The following is a 25,786-nucleotide window of genomic DNA, read 5'->3' as shown; positions in this document are numbered from 1 at the left end:
CGGAAGGTTTACGTGGTGTTTTTAAATGCTGATAAAAATTACGGAAAATTACCGGCTTTAGCCCCGGGTTGACAAATTTTAACCACTTTCAAAAAAGCATTGCCAGTTCCTAAAACATGGATATCATCGTGGTCAATCTTTACAACGATGCTTTACCAGACCTTCTCCCGTATGCTTTTATCATGGGTGCTGCTCCTGGCAGTTGCCGGAACCATCCACGCGCAGCAGATTACTACTAATGGGCAACCAGCCCAATTGGATATCCGCGCAGCAGGCGCCAACAGCATCCGAATTACTTTAAAACCGTTGAGCTTTCAGGAAGATTTCCCTTTCACACCTGCGCTGGCCGAACGGAAATATGGGGCGGCAACTATCAGTCTCCGTACGCTAACCTCCCCCGTGAAGAAAAAAGTAGGCAACCTGCAGGTAGAAGTGCGCCCCTCCCCGCTTACCATAATAGTGACCAATGCAAAGGGACAGGCCATCCAGCAACTGATTTTCGGGGATGATGGCAAACTATCGTTCGATATGGATGATCAGCCTATACTGGGCCTGGGAGAAGGCGGCCCGAAACCGGAACGCGGGGTCAACTGGCGCGCCCTTCCTATTGAGTTTGACCGCCGTGGCCGGATGCATACCATGGAACCACGCTGGCAAAGTGATGCCTATGGCTCCCGCAATCCCGTAGCCTTGCTGGCAGGCACCAAAGGATGGGGTTTGTTTGTAGTTACGCCCTGGGTACAGGTAGATATGGCACAAAAGGACAAAGGTTATTGCATACCCTGGCAACCGCCTGCCGGCGCCGCCGGACCGCAAACCGAAAAGAACCAGGGCCTCAGCCAGGGTAAAGGAAAACCGCCCATTGATAAAATAGTACCGGGCCTGTACGATGTCATTGTTTTTGATGCACACGATCCCGCCGCATTCATGAAAGACTTTTCTCTACTCACCGGCCCTGCGGCCATGCCACCCAAATGGGCGCTTGGTTATATGCAATCGCACCGTACCCTCGACAATGATACACAGATGATGGGCATCATTGACAGCTTCCGTTCCAAAAAGATACCGCTGGATGCCGTTATCTACTTAGGTACCGGCTTCACACCCCGGGGTTGGAACACTTTGCAGCCTTCTTTTGATTTCAACCCCGAAGTATTCAAACACGATCCCGCTGCCGTATTATCCGATATGCACAAACGTAATGTAAAAGTGGTGCTGCACATGGTGCCCTGGGACCGCGATCAACTCCCTACCCTGCAGGGAACTATTCCAGCGCGGCCGGGAGAACCCATGGATGCTTCGCATATCCACCATTACTGGCAGCAGCATGTAGAACTGGTGAATAAGGGAGTAGATGCATTCTGGCCCGATGAGGGCGATTGGTTCAATCTTTTTGAACGGATCAAAAGACATCAATTGTATTACCAGGGACATCTTTCCACCCAACCCAATGTCAGGCCCTGGAGCCTGCAACGCAATGGGTATCCTGGTATTGCTCAATGGGGCGGCTGGGTATGGAGCGGTGATACAGAATCTTCCTGGAAAACACTGGAAGGACAGATAGCAGTAGGCATCAATTATTCCCTGAGCATTGGCCCCTTCTGGGGTTCCGATATTGGCGGCTTCTATCCCAATGCCGAAAAGACCGGAGAGCTTTATGCCCGCTGGTACCAGTTTGGCGCTTTCTGCGGCTCTTTCCGTTCACATGGCAGAACATGGTTTACCGCCCTGCCCTGGGGTTTTGGTCTGAGCGATATGGGCCCGCGGGAGAACAACAACCGGAATACTACTGTAGCCGCTGATGATCCCCGCAACATCAAACAATCGGAAATGAATAACCCGGCTATAGAACCGGTCACCAGGAAATATACAGAGCTACGCTACCAGTTGCTCCCCTACACCTATACCCTGGCATGGGAAGCCCGTAATACAGGCATGCCGCTCATGCGGGCCATGTGGTTGCATTATCCCGATGATGCGCAGGTTCGTAATATGGGCAGTCAATATCTATGGGGGCGCGACCTGCTCATTGCGCCCGTTTTTGAGAAGGGCGCTACATCCCGCACAGTCTACCTGCCCACAGGCGACTGGTACGACTGGTGGACGGGGGAAAAGCATACCGGCAGACAATCCGTTACACGTACTGTAGATCTTTCCATCATGCCGATCTATGTGCGTGCCGGCGCCATCATTCCCGTTGATCCCATCCGCCAGTACACGTCACAAAAAGTAGCGGAACCCACCACGCTCAGGGTATACAGCGGCGCCAACGGCGATTTCACGCTGTACGATGATGATGGCATCAGCCAGGATTACCTGAAAGGGAAATCCACCCGCATGCGCATCACCTACAACAACAGCAATAAGAAACTGACCATTGAACCAGCAACCGGAAAGCAGAAAACCCTGCAAAAGGATTTCAATATTGTATTGCTTCCTTCCGGAACTCAACAAAAAGTAAGTTATAGAGGTAGCAGGATGGAGATACAACTAAAATAGATCGCTATTAACAAACGCAGGGTAGCCCCTCCTGCGCTACTTTATTTGTGCCTGGCTTTACGGTTACAAATAAGGCTTCAGGATACCGGCCCACAGTTTATATCCCTCTGCATTCAGGTGCAGTCCATCCATCGTGAGCTTCTTATCCAGTTTCCCTTCTGCGTCCTGGAATGCTTTGTTCAGTTCAATACAGGTTACTTGCTCTTCTGCAGCGATCTTCCTGATCCCTTCATTCACCGCAGCAATATGTTCGTCTTTATTGTAATGGTTCTTGAACTGCGTAAAAGTATTATTCGTTGGCAGCAGGGTTTGTACATGGATCCTGGTGCGGGGCGAGGCTACCTTGATCGTTTGTACGATCTTCCGGTAATTGGCAATAATAATACTGTCGGGTGTATTGTGCTGGATATCGTTGATGCCGATCAACAGGAATACCTTGGCAGGCTGGCCTTCTGTTACTTCATCCAGCCGTGCAAGGATGCCATACGTAATATCGCCCGAAATACCGCGGTTGCGGCAATGGGGATTGCCCAACAGCTCGGCCCAGTCGGTACCGGCAGTGATACTATTGCCCAGGAAAATAATGTCTTTGCGTGAGTTGGGATAACTCCTGAATTGGGCGCTCTTAACGGCATAAGCGCCGGGCCTGTAATCCGGGTTGGCGGTGGCTGCACTTTGCTGTGCTGCGGAAAACTGACATACTATACAACTTACCAGGGCGGCCAAAACAAGGTGCTTCATATAATAAGCATATTTTTAGAGCTGCCAAAGTAAGGAAATCCCGCCTTATAAGGCTCTTGTATTTTACCCCGCTCTTTCTTTTCGGTAGCCCACTGCAAAGCACGGTCATAGTTGTTCTCCCAGAAATACAAACCATGTCCTAACCAATCGAAGGGCTTTTTACTGATCTTATAATCATCTGGATTCAGCAACAACGCGTCCCGTACATGACGCTCACACCCATGAAATCCAATGATCAGATTGGACTTAACATCATACATTCAGGCAGCTTTAACGAGGACGAGGGGTGATTTCGAGAGAAGCGTAAGGGGGAGTGAAATTACCATTTTCATCCAGGATACCAGCACGTACCAATGAACGAAGAGCTTCTTCTTTAGTAGGCTTTTCCTGGGCTAATTTCTGCGCCAACTTCATTAAGTTATTAAAATCTTTATCGCTCATACAAGTAGATATTACAAAGATAATAATTATTATTTATTGATCGGCATAGAACCACTACTCAATAACCTATAAAAATCAACACTTTATACAACCTGTATGACAAATATGCTATATCTTGATCATTAATACAAACAATGTCTAACTACTTCGTTAAACATTCTCAACTTTGATAAACAAAAAGACATTATTACCCAAATTGGGACAAAAAAAAGGACCTCATCACTTCTTCCCCATCCTATACAACCTTCCTCCATCCGTCACGGCATACAAGGCGCCATCTTTTCCCACGGTTACATCACGGAACCGCTCACGTTCTTTTTCCAGTAACCGCTCTTCTCCGGTTACCTTATTATTTTCTATGACCAGCCTCACCAGGTGGGGCGTATTTAAAGCAGCAACAAATAAATTGTTTTTCCATTCAGGCATTGCATCCCCATTGTAGAACGTCATACCACTGGGCGATACGACCGGGTCCCAATAATAAACAGGTTGTTCCAGCCCTTCTTTTTGGGTAATACCACCAGGCACTTCCTCCCCGCCATACTCGATACCATATGTAATAATGGGCCATCCATAATTCTTGCCCGGACGAATGAGATTGATCTCATCACCACCGCGTGGACCAAATTCTCCTTCCCACAGATCGCCGGTTTCCGGATGCCAGGCCAGTCCCTGTACATTGCGATGACCATAAGAGTATATCTCAGGTCTTGCATTACTGTTGCCGGCAAAAGGATTACCGCTGGCCGGTTTGCCATCAGTCGTAATACGAATGACCTTACCAAGCCCGGAGTTCAGCCACTGCGCCTGCGGCCTTGTTTCCCTATCCGACCGTTCGCCGGTACTCACCATCAGGTTGCCCTGTTTGTCAAATAAGATCCTGCCGCCATAGTGCAGGTCACCATCATAGGCAGGCGTGGCGCGATAAATAACGGCGGCATTTTCGATCTTCTTCTCGTCGGCCGATAATTTACCTTTAGCCACACTGGTCAATGTGCCTCCTTGTACATTCTCAGAAAATGCCCAATACACCATCCTGTTTTTGTCAAAAGAGGGATCAATGGTCAGTCCCAACAGTCCACCCTGGCCTCTGGAATTAACAGCAGGTATTCCGGTGATGGGAGCACTCAGTTTACCATCGGCAGCAGCGATCCGCATCGTTCCTTCTTTTTGGGTGATCAGGAACCTGCCATCAGGCAAGGACGTAATACCCCAGGGCTTATCCAGGTCCTTCGTAACAATGGTGGCTTCATAGGGCGTTTGGGTCTTTACACTACGGATACGTGTTTGCCCCGCAAAAGCCGGTTTATAATTAGTATTGGGCGCTTTTGTTTCTACTGGCTTACCGCCGGTCGTATCTGCTGCCTGGGTAGTATCAGCATTACTGGTATTGGCCAATTTAGGCTTGCTGTCATTGCAGGCTATGGCAATGAGGGAAACATAAGTCAGCATGTTCCAAAACTTGTACATATTGAAACGGTTTTAATATTATATTCTAAGATACCCCACTTACCCGGGATTTACGGCAAATGTTGTGCCCCGGCCCCTGTATTTGGGTATATCGGCACGCCCGGCTTGCAAGTACAGAGCCCCTGTATTACATTGCGCCGAAATTAACCGGTACCCTTGAAAAACAACCTACACGTATACTCACCCATTTTTTCTTATATCATAGCAGCACACCTTGCCGTTATTTTCACCGTTTACCAATATTCACAATAAACTAAACCATGAAAAAGATCCCACTTTTCCTGCTGGCAGGAATGACCTTATTGTTTTCCTGTTCGAAAAACGATGATGACACTACGCCGCCCCCTGGCAATGAAGCTGCCAAAAAACTGCAGCAAGATGTCCAGGGTAAATGGCTATTTGGTACAGATGTACAATTAGGCAGAAAGGCCATCAGCCAACAGGGCAGACAGTCCCAAAGGTCTTTACTGGGACGCCCCTTACCACAGCAGGTGGAAACCAATGGAACCACAGGCACCACCGGTGACGTACCCGGATTCATTGAATTTACCAGCGACAGCACGTATATTATTTACGACGAAAATCAAAAAGTATATACCGGTAAATTTGAAGCAAAATCAGGTGACTCTATTGTCCTCACCGGTATCGGTTACCTTACCGGCATCAAAATTACCGACGGCAAAATGGACTTTAAGCTATTCTATGCTGCCGGCAACAAAACGATCACCATTGCCGCCAACAAAACCGCCGCCATTCCTGCCGATAACCGCACTGCCCTCCTGTGCAAAGGCCCCTGGTATCTTACCACAGAAGAGAGCGGCGCTGACATAATAGGGTCAGAAGAATGGATACTGGATGAAAACGGCAATGAAATTTCCTATATCGTTGACAGTCTTTCTTTCCTGATGAGCAATAATGGTACCTACCTGGTGCAAACATTTTCCGGAGGCAAATTAAAAGAAGCCGATATGGCCAACTGGAAATGGCATTCTACCCAATCAGACAGGTTTTTGTATGCCTGGGACAACGAACCTTTTGATGAAGAGGACGACGATGTACAGATTAAAGAACTTACCGCTGAAAGACTGAAATTCACGGAAGGCTGGGACAGTGATGGTGACGGTGTTGAAGACTCCTTTGAAACGTGGGTATTGAAACCCGCCCGGTAATAAATAACAGGCTTTATTCTATACGGTGATGATCACCGAAAGCAACAATATCAGCGTATGCGGAAACGTCATACGCTGATATTGTTTATGCATTATATATTAGCGCTGGTCGCAAGCCTTACCTTTTCTATATATTCGGCCGGAGACATCTTAAACTGTTTCTGAAAGTTGCGCCTGAACTGGGCCGGGTAATTGTAGCCCACTTCCTTTGCCAGTTCATTGATCCGGCAATTGCCGGCATTGATCAGATCGGCTGACTTTTTCAATCTTGTCAGGTTAATAATATCGCTGGGCGACATGTCGGATATGGATTTTATCTTACGGTATAAGGTAGCCTTGCTCATATTCATCAAAACAGCGATCCTTTCCACATCCAGATCTGTATCATGCAGGTTGTCAAGGATCATATCCGTTAACTGCCTCCAAAAAACTTCATCCTCTTTTGAATACGCGATGCGGTTGATGTACACGAGTGGCGACCTGGCATAGCATTCTTTTAATTGCAGGCGGTTTTCCAGTAAGTTATCTATCTGCACATACAGATGGTCTAATGAAAAAGGCTTTTCGATATAGGCGTCGGCGCCTGTTTTAAGCCCCTCTATCTTTGATTGCAAAGTGTTTTTGGCAGTTAACAGTATAACGGGGATATGGCTCAGTGCGGGAGTTGATTTGATGGCTGTACAAAATTCAAATCCGTCCATTTTGGGCATCATCACATCGCTTACTACCAATTGCACAAACTCCTGCTGTAAAATGGCCATCGCTTCATATCCGTTCTTCGCAGTATAGGTATGGTATTTCTTATTAAAATCGCGAGACAGGTAGTCCAATATATCTTCACTGTCATCCACCAGTAAAACCACAGGTTTGGCTGTTTTCAGAAAGGGACCCATTTCCTTCATGGCACTTGGTATTGTTTAGGGTATATACGCTATAATCGTATAGCTATTTACGCAATAAAATGCACTTTTCCAAATGGAGCCCTTCCCGTCTTACTCAAAACGCACCTGCTGATCTTCGTCCGGAATTTGCGTATTCCTGACCCTTTCAAGCGTCATCGGCCCCACAAAGCGGTAGTTGATCGGGAAAGCCGGGTTGGTAATATCGCTGTACCAATACTCCAGGTTCATGGTGATATATGTTTTTTCCAGGTAAGGTTGTACCTCATCTTTTCTTTTGCTGATAGAGTAAGTTCCTTTCTGCTGGACAAAATTAATAGAAGCATCAGGAGCAGAAAGTGTGACGGTACTATCAGAATTTAAGGAGGCGATTATTTTATACTTCTTCCGGTCATAAGCTTCTTCGTCAATATTGCCGGCAAAGAAAAACACCGTATGCTCATCCACCACCCAGCCATTCCGGTAAGGGATTGTCAAAGCGGGTTGCGACGACACATCCCGGTTCCAGATAAGGCCGGCATTGGAATACCGACCCGAATAATCATTGAACGGTATAATTCGCATAAGCGATTTGCTGAACCATCTTCTCTTTGAAACATTGTTCTTTGAAGTGGAAACTATTTTTACCGGCAGAATATACTTGTCTATCAAATCCAATCCTTCCAGCTTCAACTCTAAATCCAAATACCCCTGTGATGATCCCGCAGGGATCGTAGTAGTCATAGATTTAAAGGAATAATAGGTTTCGGGCAGCTCATGAAAATACAGGTCCTGCCTCAACCTGAATCTTTCAAAATTCAGGTTTTCGAGCGTATCCTTATCTATAGCTATGGTAACCTCGATGTCCTCCTTATTGCCGGTTGAACCACTAAGCACTACCGGTACCTTAACGGTTACTACGCCACCCTGGCTTTTGTATTGGGCATATACGCTCACCACGCCACTCTTTGCAAAAGACACTTCTTTTACATACAATTCCCTTGTCCACTCCTTGGCACAACCCAGGCCCAGCAGCAGGCCTGATAATATAATCAAATGGATCTTTTTCATAATTGATGCTTTTTAATAAGGCATTGTCCAGCCTGGGTTTTGGGTCAATTTTTTGTTCCTTCTTAATTCGTCATGGGAAATGGGCCACAAATACATCTTCTTTACGAATATGGTAGGGAAAGAGGGGATCACAACAGGTGTATGGAACACGTCGCGCTGTGCCACTGTCATGTCCATATTACAACCCATGATCGGCGTGGCTTCCTCAACAGGCGCATCTTTCCAACGCCGGAGATCGTAATACCGGTGGTTCTCTCCCAGCAATTCAATTTGTCTTTCTCTTTTAAGGGCTTTTCGGAAGGTTTCTTTCGAACCATAAACGCCTGCATCAAAGTCAGGCAATCCGGCCCTTATACGGACCTGGCTCATGGCCTTACTCATCTCCAAAACATCCCGTGACAGGGCATGTGTATGGGCGCCGGTATAATCAGGAACATTGTAAGAACCGCCTAATTCATTCAGGGCCTCTGCATAAATCAGCAGCACTTCGGCATACCGGATAGCAGGTTCATATTTCGGTACCACAAAAGAGCCCAACACTTTCCCATCGTGAGAGTCAATAGGGTTCACAAATTTCTTGACGCCTAATCCTGTTCTTACATGAAACTGTGGAGAAGCAGGCTGCTTGCCATCCGGCTCGCCCCTGTAATAAAAAACCTGTTTACTTCTTAAATTGGCCTCGATTGCACTCAGCCGGTACCAAATGCTTCCATTGTAAGCAACAGAGGCGTAAAAACGGGGCTCGCGGTTCGCGTATTGCAAAGAAACATCTGACGGTAAAGGCAGATAATCGGTAGCATTGGAGGTAAAGCCCGGAACACGCGGGCTGGTAGGAATATCATTGCCATCATTCATATAATAGGCATCGCATTGCTTTTGTGTAATGCCATGCGCATTCCACCCTCCCATAGAGTACGGCGTTTGGTGTTTTGCCAAAGCTTCGGGGCCAACATTACTTAATTCAGTGATCCTCGAAAATATTAATTCAGGATTGCCGGAAGCGGTAAGCGCTCCGTTGAACAACTGGCGGTACGATTCAAAGGGATCAATATCCCGCCAGCCATTGGGAAAGGAGGCATCTGAATACTGGGGATGATGAGGGGGAACAATTGTTTTTGGTTGAGCCGGTCCCTGATCGGTAGCGTTGAAGGGAGCCGTGAAAAGGCGATATACGCCCAGATCAATCACGTCTTTTGCAGCAGCCGCGGCCCTGGCCCATTTTTCTTCATTATATACCTGTGATATGAGTGGCTTACCCTCATGGTCCACCACATCGGCCATTTCTGTATTGCCATTGAACTCAGGACTGGCTGCGTACAAATACACCTTCGCCCGGGCCGCTAAGGCAGCGCCTCTTGTCGGCCGCACCATATCCCGGTTGGTACGGCCCGCAGGAAGGTCCTTTGCAGCGGTAGCCAATTCGCGGGTAATAAAATTCACGCAACTATCATAATGACTCCGGGGTGTGGCCAGGTTTTCGTAAGGCAACGTATAATCAATGCCCTCTTCCGGCATTAAAGGCACCGGTCCATACTTTCTGATCAACAACCAATAATAATAAGCTCTTAAAAAACGGGCCTCTGCTTTACGACCGGCAATATCTGCTTTGCTCATCTCACGGTTGCGGTCAATATTATAAATAAAGATGGAGGCTTTACGAATGCCCTGGTAGCAGGAACCCCAGGAACCTTGTGTCCAGCTTTCCGTATATTCTCCGTTCTTATAATTCTTATAACTTCTGCCATCCAGTTCATCGCCCCGGTCACCAAAGAACATATCGTCGGATATCAGGTTAAAAGGCGCATAGTCTTTACTGGCTACATCCAGGTTTTCTCCCCGCAAGTGGGTATATACATCGGCCAGCCACTGCTCAGCATAATCTTTCTTTACAAACAGGGTGTCAACATTCATCCTGTCTTTGAAATAATGGTCCATATTCATATACTTCTTGCAGGAATGCAGGGAGCCGGCAACAACAGCGATCAATAAAATGCGATATATCGGAAGTCTCATGACCAACTTTTTTTAGGTTCATTAAAATTTGAAAGTCATACCCACCGTGAGTGTCTTGGGCAATGGATAACGGGTGCCATCACTGCTGGCCATTTCAGGGTCCCATACCTTTACTTTATCCCATACCATCAGGTTAGTGCCTATCAGGTACACCCGCAGGCTTCTAAGGCGCAGCCGGGTGCAAAGATTTGCCGGTAATGTGTAGCCCATCTCCAATGTTTTAAAACGCAGGTAAGCGCCATCCCTTAACCAGAAAGTAGAAGGACGATAGTTATTCGCATTGCCCCCATAACTCAGGCGCGGGTATTTTGCGTTTACGTTTTCGGAAGTGCCATGACCTCCACCCAACTCAGCCGATACCCACCGGCTGCCCGGCTCTACTACTTCGGCCAGGATATTGCCCCAGCCACCTTCCACAAAGGGATAAACGGTAGGCCCGTTTAAGAAATAAGAATTACGTCCTGCACCCTGGAAATGAACATTAATATCGAGCCCTTTCCAGGAGGCAGACATCCCCATGCCATATTCAACGGTTGGCCTCCAGCCGGCACCCACCGGCACCACGTCTTCGCCGTTAATAATCCCATCCCCGTTTATATCCTTGTACTTGATATCGCCCGGCATATAGGAGCCGAAAGTTTGCCGGGGGCTGTTCCGGATGTCTTCATAATCCTTGAACAGGCCCAGTGCGATCAGTCCCCGGGTTTGTTCAGCACGATAACCCTCTTGCAGCAAGTAAGGATAGCTATTGTATTGCTCATCACGTTCCAGTATCTGGTTTTTATAATAAGTGAGATTACCCCTGACAGTGACATTAATGCCCCTGATCTTTTTATTGATACTGAAATTACCATCCACTCCCCTATTGTCCATTTCACCTACATTGGCCCAGGGTTGGCTGCTAATGCCTGCCATAGCCGGTAACTGGCTTCTTTGTATATAAATATTTCGCCGTTTTTCCTGGAAGATGTCGAATGTAAGGGAGAAGGTGTTGTGCAGGAGATTGATGTCAAAACCCAGGTTCTGCTTTCTCGCCACCTCCCAGGTAAGTGCATTCGAAGATACCTGGGTATAATACAGGCCGGTATAACTATTGGGGCTTACCGGCTCTCCGAAATTAAAACCGCCCCCGCTTTCTATCGTGCTTAAATAGGCAAAACGCAAGCCCCCAAAATTGTCATTACCCACCTCTCCGATGGAATAGCGGATCTTGAACAGGTCCAGCCAATCAAACTTGTCCTTGATGAACTTTTCCTCGCTTATATTCCAACCCACAGCCACGGCAGGAAAGAACCCAAACTGGTGACCACTTCTGAAATTTTCCGACCCGGTATAGCCGAAATTAAACTCTACCAAATACCGGTTCATATAACCATACATGGCCCGGCCCGAAATAGAAAGGTTGCGGCGGGGTAAACCATTTCTGATATCAGTTCCCAGGTTTTGGGTTTGTCGTTGTTCCCGCGCAAAAGATTTAAGCAACCCTTCCACGTTATGTGTATTCGAAAAGTTCCTGCTATACCCAAATTCAGCTTCGGCCTGGTAAACCCTTTCACCCCACGAGCTGGTTTCCTGGGTCATTAACGACTCCGGAGATACCCTGTGCATAATGAGCTTGCCATTCCTGTCGCGCCTGCGTTCCACATTATACTGTTCGGGCCATTTAATGCGGTTAATATCATTCAAACTATTGGCATCAAAAGCCAGCCGGGCAGTAAACCGGAGCCCCCGGGTCAGCATGTCCAGCCGTTGGTTCAGCGTAACATTCGATTCGGTCTTATTTTCCCAATGTTCCCGGAAACCTGTTTGTGTGGCCAGTACCCAGGGATTGGTTTTATTACCGGTACCGTAAGCAGGTATCAGGCCATTGGAATATTTAAAAGGAATGGATACCGGCGACTGGCCAATAAGCGAATACCAGATATTGAGGTTATTTAAACCAGGAAAGTTCTGCTTTTCCAAAAACCCGGAAACCCCCAGCGCCAGCGTGGTTGATTTGGAAATATCAAGGTCATAATTCACCCGGTAATTCCACCTCGACATATTAGCGTTGGTTTTGTAATCCTTTAGTGCCTGATCGGTTTTGTACATACCACCCTCATTTACGTAGCTGGCCGAAACAAAATAACGGGCAATGGAGGCCCCGCCTGAAAGGTTAATAGAAGCCCTGTATATACTGGCCCCATCCTTGAGCATTTTGTCCTGCCAGTTTACATTCGGGTACAGGTCGGGGTCTAACCCCTCCTTAAACAATTCAAGCTCGTTGGGCGTATACAATGGTTCCTGGTTCCGCGTGATCTTCGCTTCATTCACCAATTGAGCGTAGGTATAGCCGTCCACAAACCTGGGTGTACGGGTACGGGTTAAATAGCCGTACTCCATTTTCCCATCAATATTCACCTTACCGGCCCTGCCCTTCCTGGTGGTGATCAGCACTACCCCATTGGCGCCTCTTGAACCATAAATGGCAGTGGCGGATGCATCTTTTAATACGGAGAAGGACTGTATATCTTCAATATTGATCTCGTTAAAAGGTCGCTCAAAGCCGTCCACCAGCACAAGCGCGCTTTGATTAGCCCCAAAGGTGGAAATGCCACGGATCCAGAATTCTGATTGATTATTACCCGGTTCACCCGATCCCTGCATGGCAATAATGCCCGCCACATTACCGGCCAATCCATTGGTAATATTGGCGGAGGGTATACGTATCTCGTCAACATTGACTCCGGTGATGGCGCCTACCACAGACACTTTTCGCTGTGGACCTGCAGCCGTAACAATTACTTGTGTTAAGGCGCTTGAATCAGCACGTTTCAGCCTTACATTAAGCAGGGTCTTATTACTGATCTTGAGTTCCTGGTTAGCAAAACCAACATAGGAGAAGATTAACGTGCTATAAGGCTCTGCTTTGATCACATATTGACCTTTCAGGTCCGTCATAACGCCACCACTTACCTTATCTTTTATGGAAACACTTACACCAATAAGGGGGGTATTGGTGTCATCGCTTACTGTACCGGTTACCCGTATGGTGTCCTGGGCATGAGCAGTCATAAAACTGCCGAACATTAGCAGTAGTAATGTTATATATCTTTTCATTGTAAAATATTCAGGTTGTTCTGTAGGAGTTATTCCGATACGTGTTATTCTGTAGAAATTATTCTGATGCGCCTGTTTTTCTGGTCAGCTACATAAAAAGTCCCGGTTTCCCGGTCATAAATAATGCCCATTGGCCGGTCGAACTGGGCGTCTCTTAAAGCGCCATCTGCATATCCATAACTCCTCGGGCGGCCGGCAAAAGTACTCACCACACCTTCAGGCGTTATCTTCCGGATACAATGGTTGAAAATATCGCACACGTAAAAATTGTCATTTTCGTCAAAAGCCCCCTGGTGGGGCTGGTCAAACCGGGCATCAGTACCCACTCCATCATTATGCCCCGCGCTTCTTCTTCCCCCAACAAAGTGTACCGGGGTTTCCAGTTCACCGGTTTGCCGGTTAAAGCTTGACTTCAGGATATAATGCTGGTTGACGACTACGATATAAGCGAAATCGCCGCTCGGCGCAAACTGAATATTGAATTCCCAGCTTACATCTCCTATGCGGAAGAGCTCTTTGGCCACTTTCGCTGCCCGGTCCCATTTAAATATGGCGCCGTTAGAATAGGAATTGTAGAAATAGTCGCCTGTTTGAGGTTGTGTGGCGCCGCCATTAGTCTGCAGGCTATAGATGAGTGAGTTCCACCTGGTAAAATTATCCGCCTTGGTAGCCACCGCGGTACTTAAGCCGGTCCATGACCCTTGATCATTGGTAATATAGAGTGTATCCCAGGTAGGATTAAAGGCAAGGGTCCTGGGCCTGTCCAGTCCATTACCTGTTCTCCATTTTGTGGATACTTCTGTTTTGGCGGCATTAATAAACCGCAATGCTCTATGTTCTTCCAGCAAATAAATATTCTTCTGTTCGTCAAAGCACAACCAGTAAGGCTCTTCAAATTGCGCCTTCTCGATCGGGCCGTCCACGATAGCTGTTTTTCCGTCTTTATCGGTAAAACCGGCCAGCGTGCTTACGGATGGAAGAAAAATATACTTGAATATACCAGGGGCGGTCGCCTCTTTTGCCGAGGCGCCCGTTCCTACTACCACTTTCACCTCGCCCGTACCGGCTTTCGAGGGCACTAAAATATAGAGGGCTGTACCATTCAGGCCGATTACATGGGCTGGATGACCATTGATATATACTTTAATCAGGGAAGTATCATTCCCGAAATTAGAGCCATATATAATCATTTGGGTATTAACACCACCACTATCCGGCGCAATGCGGTTGACGGTTACCGGTTTTGAAGGATCATGAGGCGTCCCTGTATCAATGGTGTTCTTGTCGGTGCAGGCGTACAATAGCAATAGAAAAAAAAGCAGACGGGTCACCGGCAGACCCCGTTTTGGTTCATTGGCGGGTTTAGCATTCATACTCAATCGTTATAGCAATCAGTCAATTTGACATCAAAATTACACGCCTCTTAAAATTGCGTTCTTTATTTTTGATCAAAATAGATCCAAATTGATTCATTTTTTGAAAACCCTCTCCCGTCTTATCATCCAACCATTGCTGCCGGCTATTATCTTACTACTATTCTGCAAGTGTAGTGAAGGGCAAACCATTTACTTCAGGCATTATGAGATTGAGAATGGGTTGTCCAACAACTCTGTCATCACCTCCTTGCAGGACCGGGATGGATTTCTCTGGTTCGGAACATCCGATGGTCTCAACCGGTTTGATGGATATGATTTCAAAATATTCAGGCTTGATCAAAACCCGGCAACAGTTTCAGCCGGTAATCCCATTTTCAACCTATACCAGGACAACAAGGGTACGCTGTGGGTGGGAGCAAACAAAGGACTTTACTTTTTTAACAAGCAGGACGAATCATTTACCAGGTTGCCGCAAACACAGGGCAAATGGGTCAGGACCATCCAAAGCGATGCGGAAGATAATATCTGGTTTGTAGAAGGTTCCGCGTTGTTTAAATACGATACCAAAACCAGGAGGGTGATCCATTATCCTGCACCGGAATTGCAAAACATCACGAAGCTCTATCAATCAACAGATGGCACCTTATGGCTGGGATGCGGTAATGGCGTTTTAGCCAGGTACCAGGTAACAACCCAACAATTCAATTACTACAGATCACCTGAAGTAGCCGGCAATAACAATACCATTGAAAGCATTTGCGAATACACCGGTAACAAACTATTAATCGGAACATCTCTCACAGGGTTACAGCAATTTGATATTCAGCAGGAGAAATGGTCACCCATACCCTTGCTTCCTCACAGCAAGGGGAAGTTGTTTATAAGAAGCATTTTGAAAGCAGGCGAACAAGAATATTGGGTAGGGTCCGAGGCCGGGTTATTTATTGTTAACAACCAAACAGGTAACATCCGGCATCTTCGTAAAATGACAGGCGATAAATATTCATTGACTGATAATGCGATCTATTCCCTTTGTAAGGATAAAGAAGGAGGCATCTGGGTAGGAACTTACTTCGGTGGCATTAATTACTTTCCCAACCATTCCATGCCATTTGAAAAATTCTTCCCCCATCCGGATGGGACCTCCATCCATGGCAGTGTAGTCAGGGAAATGGCACAGGACCAATACGGGAAAATATGGATAGGAACAGAAGACAAAGGACTGAGTCAATTTGATCCTGTAAAACAGGTCTTTAAAAATTACAGCAACCTACCCACCAACATACATGGCTTGCTGGCAGACCAGGATAATCTATACATAGGCACCTTTGAAAATGGCCTGTATGTGCTCGACATACCGTCCAACACGATTAAACAACACCAGGTAGCCCATTCCAATAATGGATTAAACAGTAACTACATAAACATCCTGTATAAAACCAGTCAGGGAGACCTGCTGGTATGCACCTCCAACGGTCTGTATAATTTTGACACCAGAACGAAACAATTCAATAGCGTAGAAGGGCTTCCCAGGCATGGCTTTTACTCAGCCATCCTGCAGGACAGTAAAGGCCGCATCTGGATAGGTACGCATGATAGTGGTATTTATTGTATCAATAAGGGGAAACCGGAAAAACTATCTATCCCCTATAAAGGAAGCATTTTATTTAATGAAACCAAGGTGGTAAACTTCCTGGAAGACCGTGACGGTTATCTCTGGGTTGCTACAGAGTCCGGTCTTTTCAGGATATCACTTGTCAATAACCAGGTAAGCGTATACAATACAGCATCGGGTTTGCCCAGCAACATCGTATATAGTGCGGTGCAGGATGCTAATGGTATTATATGGGCCACCACCTCTATGGGTTTGGCGTATATTGACATCAACAGCGAATTTTTAAAGACCTTCCGGCAAAGTGACGGACTTTTAAGCAATCAGTTCAATCACCGTTCTGCTTTTAAAGATACTGCCGGCAACATCTATTTCGGGAGCCTGAAAGGCTTCATAAGATTCAACCCCAAACAGTTTTCTGTTAGCAAAACCGTCCCCCCTATTTTTTTTACACAGCTACAGGTATACAACAAAGAGGTTTCTTCCCATTCGATGTATACCATCTCCGAAAAACTGGTCCTCAACAGTGATCATATCAGGCTTCCCTATAACCGTTCTACCTTCAGCCTGGATTTTGCCGCGCTTGACTACACCTCTCCTGAAAACATTGAATATGCTTATATGCTGGATGAGGTTGATAAAAAATGGAATCTCATCGGCAAGGATCGAAGGATACATTTTAATAACCTGTCACCAGGTAATTATGTCATTAAAATAAAATCTACCAACAGCAATGGCATGTGGGTGCCCAATGAAAAATCCTTTGCCATTGAAGTGACACCGCCGTTTTGGAAAACCCGGCTGGCGTATTTGATCTATTCAATCATCATAGCCACGCTCTGCTACCTGATCGTACGTTTCTTTTATAACCGGCACCGGGAAAAGCAGCTTCGTGCCATGGAATTTTTTGCCCTGAACAAGGAAAAAGAGCTATACCAGCATAAAATTGATTTCTTCACGAAAGTCGCTCACGAGATCCGCACACCATTAACGCTTATAAAAGCCCCCATGGATAAGATCTTCAAATCGGCAGACAGCATGCCCGACATAAAGCATGAACTGGTGGTCATGAATAAAAATACCGACAGGTTACTCACACTCACCAACCAGTTGCTGGATTTCCGAAAAATAGAGTCCGGGAATTATTTGCTGCATACGGAAGCCAGGGATATCGTGGCCATCGTGAAGGAACAATTCAATAACTTTCAGCCCAAAGCGGATAAAAAAGGTATTCACTATACATTTATGGCGAATCAGCCTTCGATTATTTGCAATATTGATGAAGAGGGAATTATTAAGATCACAGGGAATTTATTGGACAATGCCATCAAGTATGGCCATTCCTACATACTGCTGGAAATTATAGCAGGAGTGAATGCAACCTCTTCCCAAGAACAGGTAATCATCAGGATCTTCAATGATGGCGATCTCATTCCCGAAAACGAGCGGGATTATATTTTTGACGCGTTCTACAGATCATCTAATAGCAGCCTGGTTGAAAGTACCGGCATTGGCTTATCATTAGCCCGCTCCCTCACCTTATTGCATAAAGGCAGCCTGGAGTATAGTACCGACGGGCAATACAACCTATTTACCTTTACATTGCCCCTCAATACATAAAAACGACCTGCACTTACCACTTTTCAGGGAAATTTTAACAGCATGTAAGGTAGTTCAGATTTAGAAAATTAGTACTTTGTCCCTGCTAAGCCGTTTAATATGATGAGATTCTTTCTAATAGCCATGCTATTTGCCTGTAACCCCAAAAGCAATGATAAGGACATTCAAATTCAGAAAATAATAGTTAAAACAGGGGCGCATGCTAAAATTGATCTGGAAAAAGAAACCTACACGGTGTACTTTATGAATGGCAAATCTTATGATTGTAAGTTCACCTTAAGTGATCAGGAGAAGACGGATATTTTTAAAACGGCGCAGGTGTGTGGTCTTGCCAAATTAAAAGGCACTATCCAGGTGGAGGACAATTGTGATATGTTTCCTAAAGTATATACTAAGCTGTCGTTTATTGCCGGAAGCAACAATGTGCAGGTTTCAATAGATAGAGGATGCAATAAACATCCTCTTTTCAAACAGGGGGAGTCTGAAGATATTATAAAGTTTTTGACGTTTTTACATAAAAAAATAGCTTCCAAACCGGAAGTGGTAAGAGCTCCCAAAACGGATATTCGCTATATGTAACAACACAATCCCTGCCACCAGCGTCGCTCGGATTCGTTGCATAGAACTCTCTCTAAACTCTCTAAATAGCAAGCGGCTGCTTGCAAAGGAATTGTTGCATATAGCCACTAAGAACTAAAAAGTTAATCCCTTCGCATCAAAAGCAGCCTGCTAATGTATCCTTCAAAATCATAAAGAAAAACTTTATTGTTGCGGCAAGATTCAAATAACGATTCCAAATGTTCAGTTTTGAAAAAACCGGAAGTAATCATTTGGGTGAGTGCAGGATTGCCTTCAACCCAATCGGTTTTCAGGGAGTGGTCTTTTAAGTAAGATATAATGATCTCAACTTTGAAATAAATGGCGATATGTGCTATCCCCTGATTTAAAACGGAAAGTTCATGAAACGCTTTTGGGTAGTTTGCAGGACTAAACTTCTCGTAGTCCTTAATAACGGTACTATTGGTATTGTTTGACATAAATAAGTTGTGATTGACATAACCACGGATGGATAAACAAAACTGAATCTATTAGCCCAAACTACTGTTATACAATCAGATAATTAAGTTATATCATTCACACATTGCAGGCATCCGGATTAAAAAGCTTACCCAATGTGTTGCCTGGGTAAACAGCCCTTGTTATGGAATGCCCGGGATTATCTAATCATGTTTCAAACGTAAAACCATCTGAAATCGTGAAAAAATATCTCTTTGCAACACTTACTTTTTTTGGCTTAATGGCAAATTCAGCCAGAAGCCAGACGATTGATACCTTATTAGATGTTGGTGGTTACCGTCTCCATTTTCACATCATAAAAGGAAGGGGAATGCCAATCTTGTTTGAAGGTGGAAGTGGGACCGACGTAACAGTTTGGGGTAGTTTTTTGAAGCCAATAGCCGATATTACGAACGCAACCCTTATAACCTACGACCGCCCTAGTTTTGGAAAAAGCGATTGAAGTATTGAAGCTAAGTGTCCTATTATACCCCAAAAGTTCAGAAATGTACGAAAACCTGGCAGAGGCATATGAAGCTGCGGGAAACAAAGAGCTTGCAATCAAAAATTATCAACGGTCTCTTCAATTAAGCCCTGACAATAAGAAGGCTGAGGACCATCTTAAAAAGCTCCTTCCCGCCCCTTCTAATTAAAAGCGGATTAAAACCTCAAGACAACTCGTCAGAAACGTGGGCACAGCACTTTATCCCGGCTGGAGTTACGCTCAATGAACTGCCGGTAAGATAATCCCAGCTCAGGCCCCCCACGAAATTGACTCGCAGTTTTCAGCGGCGAGATATTTATATCATAAGTCATTGTCATAGAAAAGGCCCGCTTATCGATTTTAATCATCGGTATCACCGCATCACCAATACGTGTAAAAAGACCACCATGAATAGTATATTCCGGGTCTTCGGGAAAATCCCCCAAAATGTGCGTGAACCAACCTCCGCCAAGAACCTCCTGCGCAGGCCCTTGCTTAAATATATCAGCATAAAATGTTACACTGTTGAATTCATTAACAGTAAGCTTGAGACCGCCGGAAAAGACGTATTTGGGATACAGCTCAACAGAAGCATTCTTATAAAAAGAGGCCTTCGGCCGGTTAAGATGATGATAGGCAGCCCCTATGAATACATGATGTTGTAAAGCATGTCCGAACGATGTATTAAAACTCATACCTACAGACCCATCCCAATACTGCAGTACCGGATCCATATAAGTTTCTCCGGTAGAAATAGTGGGATTAGGATTGCCATTTTCATATTGATTGCCGGTTGTTATCCTTGAGTAATCTATTTTCTTTTGTACATAACCACCCATAAAGCCTAATGAAAGATAAATTGGATGTGTGCTACTGAGCGACTTATGATAATTCACAACAGGCAGCACGTGCGTGGTGGCCAGGCCTGCAGAACCTGCTTTATCATAAAGGATCTGGCCCCCGATGGTGAAAAAGTCATCCCCTTTTCCTATCGGCATTTTATACTCAGTATTGAAAGAGGCGGTACGAAAGGAAGCCGGTGTAATATTCTTCCATTGGTCCCGGTAAACAAGCTGTATACGGATATCACCCTCATAAATGCCCGCCAGCGAAGGATTGCGTAATAAAGGAGCCTCAAAGAACTGAGAAAAATGGATATCCTGCGCATGGCCGTCGTGAAGCAGGCAACATGATACAAGGATCATCGCCAAGCGCATGCCGCAATAAACAAACCAGTTTTTCATATATTACCTGATAATTGTTACATCACCTTTTAAATAAAGTATCTCTCCATTATCACAAGTAACCTCCATAACATACACAAAGACATCATAAACGGCTGGCTGATTCTTTTGCTTTCCGTTCCAGCCTTTTGAACGGTCATTACCCTGGAAGCTAAATTGCTCAAACACCAATTCGCCCCAACGATTGAAAATGCGGAAACTTCTTATAAAAGACACCCCCTTACTTTGCGGATAAAAAACATCATTGACGCCATCGTTATTGGGAGAAAAAGTGTTGGGGAGATACACATTAGTCCCATTACAAACAACAAACAACTTAATTACCTTTTCGGCAATACAACCACCTTCGTTGGTTACCAAAACCCGGTATGGAATTGTTTGCTTGGGAGAAGCAACAGGTGCAGCACAATCAATACAACTAAGCCACGTGCCGGGCGTCCATTGGATCTGTTTTACGTCAGGGGAAATTTTCGGCTGTAGCGTCACCGAAGTCCCCACCACTACCGTCTTCCCGGCTTCCATCTCTACCTTGGGATAAGGATAAACTGTTACAGGTACATAAGCAGTGTCTGTAAAACAGTTGTAATTGTCACTTCCAATAACCTGGTACAGCGTTGTAACATTCGGCTGCGCCAACGGATTACGGACAGTAGTTTTATCAAGTCCCGTAGCTGGCGACCAACTATACCGGTCAGCGCCGGTAGCCTCCAATTGAAATTTTTCGCCCACGCAGATAGTATCCCCTTTACGCACATCGATCGTAAAAGGGTGCTGTACCATCACATACACAGAATCAGTAGTTTTACATCCATACGAACTTTCCCCTTCTACATAATACCTCGTCGATGTGGCAGGATGCACCATGGTATTGCTACAATTGACACACGACATACTACCAACCGAAGACCATGTATATTTTACAGCGCCGGAAGCCTTCAGAAGATGGGACGTATGCTCACAAATAACAACATCCTCCCCGGCATCCAGGGCAGGTAAGGGGTGGATCGTGACCAATTGAGAAGTTGAGCCAGTGCAATTATAAGAATTCGTCACAGCAAGAGAGACCTGGTAGCGGCCATCTTTTTCGTAACTAACCGGAGAAGGATTTTGTACGTTGGCAGTTTGACCATTATTGAAGCTCCAGGCCCAGGTTAATGGATAAGGATTGGGTATCTGCAACTGCCCCTGAAAGAGAATGTCTGCTGGTACACAAGCCTCCGTTGCAGAACTAATATTGGGCTTGGGAGCAGGGATCACCTGGATAGGTACTGTGGCATCAACAGTATGTTTACAATTGTGTTGGGTGGTAACTTCAAGCTGGACCATATAGTCACCTGGAGCTGTGTACTCCTTCGAAAACTGCTGACCACTACCCGTACTACCATCCCCAAACTTCCAAAAGTAATTAGTAATGACGTCGTTGGACACGGACTGGTCGGTAAATTGTACAAATCCCCGATCGCACACGATCGTTTTATCCATACTGAAATTCGCGACCAATCCATATACATCAATAACATCCGGACCAATGATAGGAACCTGGCACCCCTGAACATCCTCGAGGATCATTCTTGGCAAATAACTGCCGGGACGGCTATAAGTATAATCAACCTTGGGGACCGTAGTGGTAGCAATTGCCCCATCATTAAAATCCCAAATAAATTTCACCGCATCATTAGTAACACCTGTAAACTCGACTGACACAGGCGCACAGCCATCCACATTGCCATAATTAAAGGTTCCGGTAGGACCTTTGATCGTGATCTTTTTATCCTGCAGCACATCAATACACCCTCCCTTGCTTGTAACAATCATTTTTGGCCAATATTCTCCGGGATAAGTGTAAAAATGGACTGGATTAACGTTCGTAGAAGTATTCCCATCACCAAAATCCCAGGATATACTTTCTGCATTAATAGATCTGTCAGCAAAGGTTACCACCAGCGGAGGACAGGTGCTTTGATCGTCACTGATCGTAAAACCTGCCACAGGATTGCCAATTTTTACAAAGTCGGTCTTTTGCACAGAACCTGTACACCCGTACTGATCCTTATAACGTAGCACTACAGAATAAGTGCCCTCATTAGCATACTGGTGAACCGGGGTTGGGCCTGCTACCGTTTGCCCGTCGCCGAAATCCCACTCGTACGTAAATTGTTGCCCTCCACTGGCAACAAACGAAACTACTTTTCCCACACAGCTCGTGGATGCCGGTGAACTAAAATCAGCTTTCGGATCAGTAACATGGATCACTGTTGAAGTACTGCCAGGACATCCTTTGCTGTTCGATACCTTTAGCGTAACCGTATAATCTCCGGCTTTTGAATATACATGAGACCAAACAGCCTGATTGACCTCGACCGGGGAACCATCACCAAAATCAATTACGCTATTAGTGACAGGAAATCCCACGTCGCCGGTAGAAATATTGGTAATGTTTACCGGCTTATTAATACAGGCAACTGCCGCAACTTGCAGCGCTGCCTTGATATCAATTACCTGCACTGTTTTAATAAGTGATTTTGCACAGTGGTTGGTGTCCACCACATAAGCGTAAACAGCATATGTACCTGGCCTGGTATAAGTTTCAGTTATCGTATACTTCTTATCATAAGAAGTTGCACTATAGTCTGAATACAAATAATACCTGATTATATTATCTGTGTTTGACAAAGTGAAATCAAACTTAACTGACCCACCTATACAAACCGCATTATCGGAGGCCTGGAGGTCCACAGTATTGTCAACAATAAATACCCGGCTCGAAGTTGCATAGCTGCAACCGCCATTAACGACGGTTAACGTTACATCATACATACCTGGCCGGTTATATACATGAGAAGCATTTGTTGTTGATGCCTGCTGACCGTCACCAAAATCCCATAGGTAGGTAAGCGGATTTAATGATGGATCAATAATTGATTCATTAATAAAATCCCTTCTATAAGGATCGGCGCAAGACATAGCCGGTTTAAATTTTGCAATGGGGGGCTTTATATGCAAAAAATTAGTTTTTGTCGCCCAGGAAGGACATCCATTACTATAAACTGTCAAACCGACCCACATAGAACCCGTATCACTATGAACATAAGTCGGGTGTTGAAGATTGCTGCCTCCTCCATCACCAAACTGCCATGTCCATTCTTCTATAGGGTTGTCAGCAGGCGGGTTACCTTTCGAGAGGTCCGTAAATTTAATGGGAGTAGAAGCACAGGCATCTTTAGGATTGGCATCAAAGTCTACCTTTACCTTGTTACCTACCTTTACCAGGTCCTTTCTTGAAATTGTTTCCTTACATCCGTCTTGAGTAGTATAAGTAACAGAAACTGTATAGGTTCCTTTTTGTGTATAGGTATGTACCGGATCCAAACCAGTACCTGTACTGCCATCACCAAAATCCCATTCATACTTAACAATGGGCGTAATTGATATAATATTTAACACGGGTTTAAAAGTAAAAGGCACGCAATCTTTAGAGAGCGCATTCATAATGCGCACATCCGGCTTTTTGATCTCGATATAACTATTTTTGGTAGCGGTCACTTCGCAGCCGGCACCATTGGTAATCGTCAACGATACATTAAAAACGCCTTGTACCTTATAAGTATGAGATGGGTTTTCCAGGGTAGAAGTTTCACCATCACCGAATTCCCACTTCCAGGCCACCGCATCAGGAGCAAAACTGGTAAAGGTTGTTGTAAAAGGCACCTTACACGATACTTTTTCTGCTGCCGAAAAGTCAACAGTTGGTGCAGGAATAATTTTTATTGCCTGTATTTTAATATCCTGGCAATTTGAAAATGCAGTTACTTGTTTGATCGTATAGTTGCCGGGAGCGCCATAAGCATGGGCTGGTGAAGGATCAGTTCCAGTCGTACCATCGCCAAAATCCCATGCAACACTCAACGGAGTAGGATTTGATGTATTGCTGATCTGAATGTCCTGGCCTACACAGGAGATCGCAGGTGCTGTAAAATCACCTTTATTCTTTCCCACCTCAACAGTCTGTTGAATTACGTCTTGACAACCTCCGCTATTAGAGACAGTCAATGTCACAATATAGTTACCAGATGACGTATAAGTATGAACAGGATCAAGCGCCGTTGATTGTGATCCATCTCCAAAATCCCATTTATAAACTAAGCTGCCGGTTCCCGTACTGGTATTGGCAAACGGGACATTGGAGGGCGATTGGCAGCTTCGGGTACCCACTGTAAAGCCTGCCTTTACTCCTGTATGAATACGTATAGCATTGGGACGCGTTGCACCCGCTTTGCAACCAAAACTATTGGTAACCTGTAGCGATATGTTATAATCTCCGGAAGCCTGGTAAGTATGCCCGGGGTTTACACTACGATCAACAATTCCGTCGCCAAAATCCCATAAATGACTGCTCAACGTGCCACTTCCCGGAGCACTTTTATCAGTAAAATCAACCTTCAGGGGATAACACCCGGTAGTGGCAGAATACGAAAAATCAATGACAGGCAAGGCATACACAGTAATATACTGGGTCTTGGTTATTGTTGCCGAACGGCCATTCTTCCGGACCGTAAGTTTTACAGTGTAAGTACCAGGATTAAAATAAGTGACAGAAGGATGCTGGAAATAAGAAATAGTTCCATTGCCAAGGTCCCACTCCCATTGATCGGGATTGCCTGACGAAGCATCCTTAAAATTGACCAGCACCGGCGCACATCCTGCAACCGGATTAGAAGAAAATGCTGCTACCAATTGAGTTCTTGCGTCCTTACCAATAGCCAACAAAACAATTAGTATACAGAGTCGGAATAATAAGCTGGTAGGTTTCATAAAATACTGGATGATCCGTTCCCGTATAAACAGAATACTATTAACGGTTAGAAACACCCTATAGTATAAGCCACTGGCTAATCGCAGAAGAATTCGCACGAATTAACCACAACGGGGAATGAATCGAATAATAGTAAAATAATATATGGTTATTCGATTCATCTTATATTATGATCATCCCTTATACCAGGCACAAAAAAA

At 45.3% G+C, this 25,786-nt stretch carries 18 protein-coding genes; 6 read left to right on the top strand and 12 right to left on the bottom strand.

The genetic code is table 11. The features are described from left to right. The first annotated feature begins 147 nt into the window (after positions 1-147). Positions 148-2,499: a glycoside hydrolase family 31 protein gene (locus HB364_RS15840; RefSeq protein ID WP_167289194.1), complete on the top strand. Its 2,352-nt coding sequence runs from the start codon at positions 148-150 to the stop codon at positions 2,497-2,499. Positions 2,500-2,562: 63 nt separating this feature from the next. On the opposite strand, the gene HB364_RS15835 is transcribed toward HB364_RS15840, so the two are convergent. The 4 genes from HB364_RS15835 to HB364_RS15820 form a co-directional block, all read right to left on the bottom strand. Next, positions 2,563-3,240, bottom strand: coding sequence for a GDSL-type esterase/lipase family protein (locus HB364_RS15835; RefSeq protein ID WP_167289193.1), 678 nt, complete (start codon positions 3,238-3,240; stop codon positions 2,563-2,565). Then, positions 3,237-3,500 (bottom strand): hypothetical protein, encoded by a 264-nt coding sequence (locus tag HB364_RS15830; RefSeq protein WP_167289192.1) that lies wholly within the window; start codon positions 3,498-3,500, stop codon positions 3,237-3,239. The genes HB364_RS15835 and HB364_RS15830 overlap by 4 nt, the downstream gene beginning before the upstream one ends. A gap of 10 nt (positions 3,501-3,510) precedes the next feature. Continuing rightward, the gene (locus HB364_RS15825; RefSeq protein WP_167289191.1) at positions 3,511-3,681 is read right to left on the bottom strand and encodes an ATP-binding protein; all 171 of its coding nucleotides are present in this window, start codon (positions 3,679-3,681) and stop codon (positions 3,511-3,513) included. A 219-nt stretch (positions 3,682-3,900) separates the two neighbouring features. Further along, on the bottom strand, positions 3,901-5,151 hold the full coding sequence (locus HB364_RS15820) for a PQQ-dependent sugar dehydrogenase (RefSeq protein ID WP_246228502.1): 1,251 nt from the start codon (positions 5,149-5,151) through the stop codon (positions 3,901-3,903). Between the two features lie 260 nt (positions 5,152-5,411). Between HB364_RS15820 and HB364_RS15815 the strand changes: the two genes are divergently transcribed. Continuing rightward, positions 5,412-6,320 (top strand): hypothetical protein, encoded by a 909-nt coding sequence (locus tag HB364_RS15815; RefSeq protein ID WP_167289190.1) that lies wholly within the window; start codon positions 5,412-5,414, stop codon positions 6,318-6,320. A gap of 92 nt (positions 6,321-6,412) precedes the next feature. On the opposite strand, the gene HB364_RS15810 is transcribed toward HB364_RS15815, so the two are convergent. The 5 genes from HB364_RS15810 to HB364_RS15790 form a co-directional block, all read right to left on the bottom strand. After that, positions 6,413-7,222: a response regulator transcription factor gene (locus tag HB364_RS15810; RefSeq protein WP_167289189.1), complete on the bottom strand. Its 810-nt coding sequence runs from the start codon at positions 7,220-7,222 to the stop codon at positions 6,413-6,415. A gap of 90 nt (positions 7,223-7,312) precedes the next feature. Beyond that, a complete protein-coding gene (locus tag HB364_RS15805; RefSeq protein WP_167289188.1) occupies positions 7,313-8,269 on the bottom strand; it encodes a DUF4973 domain-containing protein in 957 nt (318 codons plus the stop codon). Positions 8,270-8,281: 12 nt separating this feature from the next. Beyond that, complete coding sequence (locus HB364_RS15800) at positions 8,282-10,282, bottom strand: RagB/SusD family nutrient uptake outer membrane protein (RefSeq protein ID WP_167289187.1); 2,001 nt, start codon at positions 10,280-10,282, stop codon at positions 8,282-8,284. 21 nt (positions 10,283-10,303) lie between these two features. Beyond that, positions 10,304-13,381, bottom strand: a complete 3,078-nt coding sequence (locus tag HB364_RS15795) for a SusC/RagA family TonB-linked outer membrane protein (protein WP_167289186.1) — start codon at positions 13,379-13,381, stop codon at positions 10,304-10,306. Positions 13,382-13,425: 44 nt separating this feature from the next. Continuing rightward, positions 13,426-14,754, bottom strand: a complete 1,329-nt coding sequence (locus tag HB364_RS15790; RefSeq protein WP_167289185.1) for an IPT/TIG domain-containing protein — start codon at positions 14,752-14,754, stop codon at positions 13,426-13,428. Positions 14,755-14,857: 103 nt separating this feature from the next. Between HB364_RS15790 and HB364_RS15785 the strand changes: the two genes are divergently transcribed. Both HB364_RS15785 and HB364_RS15780 read left to right on the top strand, forming a co-directional pair. Continuing rightward, positions 14,858-17,989 (top strand): ligand-binding sensor domain-containing protein, encoded by a 3,132-nt coding sequence (locus tag HB364_RS15785; RefSeq protein ID WP_167289184.1) that lies wholly within the window; start codon positions 14,858-14,860, stop codon positions 17,987-17,989. A 123-nt stretch (positions 17,990-18,112) separates the two neighbouring features. Next, positions 18,113-18,568: a hypothetical protein gene (locus tag HB364_RS15780; RefSeq protein WP_167289183.1), complete on the top strand. Its 456-nt coding sequence runs from the start codon at positions 18,113-18,115 to the stop codon at positions 18,566-18,568. A gap of 122 nt (positions 18,569-18,690) precedes the next feature. Here HB364_RS15780 and HB364_RS15775 read toward each other — a convergent pair whose 3' ends face one another. Beyond that, entirely contained in the window at positions 18,691-19,026 is a 336-nt protein-coding gene (locus HB364_RS15775; protein WP_167289182.1) for a hypothetical protein, read from the bottom strand. A 218-nt stretch (positions 19,027-19,244) separates the two neighbouring features. On the opposite strand from HB364_RS15775, the gene HB364_RS15770 reads away from it, so the two are divergent. After that, on the top strand, positions 19,245-19,508 hold the full coding sequence (locus tag HB364_RS15770; RefSeq protein ID WP_167289181.1) for an alpha/beta fold hydrolase: 264 nt from the start codon (positions 19,245-19,247) through the stop codon (positions 19,506-19,508). Between the two features lie 43 nt (positions 19,509-19,551). Beyond that, positions 19,552-19,698 carry a tetratricopeptide repeat protein gene (locus tag HB364_RS33660; protein ID WP_167289180.1) on the top strand — a complete coding sequence of 49 codons (147 nt, stop codon included), beginning with the start codon at positions 19,552-19,554 and terminating at the stop codon, positions 19,696-19,698. Positions 19,699-19,726: 28 nt separating this feature from the next. Here HB364_RS33660 and HB364_RS15760 read toward each other — a convergent pair whose 3' ends face one another. Together HB364_RS15760 and HB364_RS15755 are read right to left on the bottom strand one after the other, a co-directional pair. Beyond that, positions 19,727-20,773, bottom strand: coding sequence for a PorP/SprF family type IX secretion system membrane protein (locus HB364_RS15760; RefSeq protein WP_246228501.1), 1,047 nt, complete (start codon positions 20,771-20,773; stop codon positions 19,727-19,729). A 3-nt stretch (positions 20,774-20,776) separates the two neighbouring features. Then, positions 20,777-25,585 carry a PKD domain-containing protein gene (locus HB364_RS15755; protein ID WP_167289179.1) on the bottom strand — a complete coding sequence of 1,603 codons (4,809 nt, stop codon included), beginning with the start codon at positions 25,583-25,585 and terminating at the stop codon, positions 20,777-20,779. Between the last annotated feature and the right edge of the window lie 201 nt (positions 25,586-25,786).

Source organism: Paraflavitalea devenefica, assembly GCF_011759375.1.
GTDB classification, from domain to species: domain Bacteria; phylum Bacteroidota; class Bacteroidia; order Chitinophagales; family Chitinophagaceae; genus Paraflavitalea; species Paraflavitalea devenefica.
The sequence above is the reverse complement of the archived record's forward strand: the minus strand, read 5'-3'. Positions and strand labels throughout refer to the sequence as shown.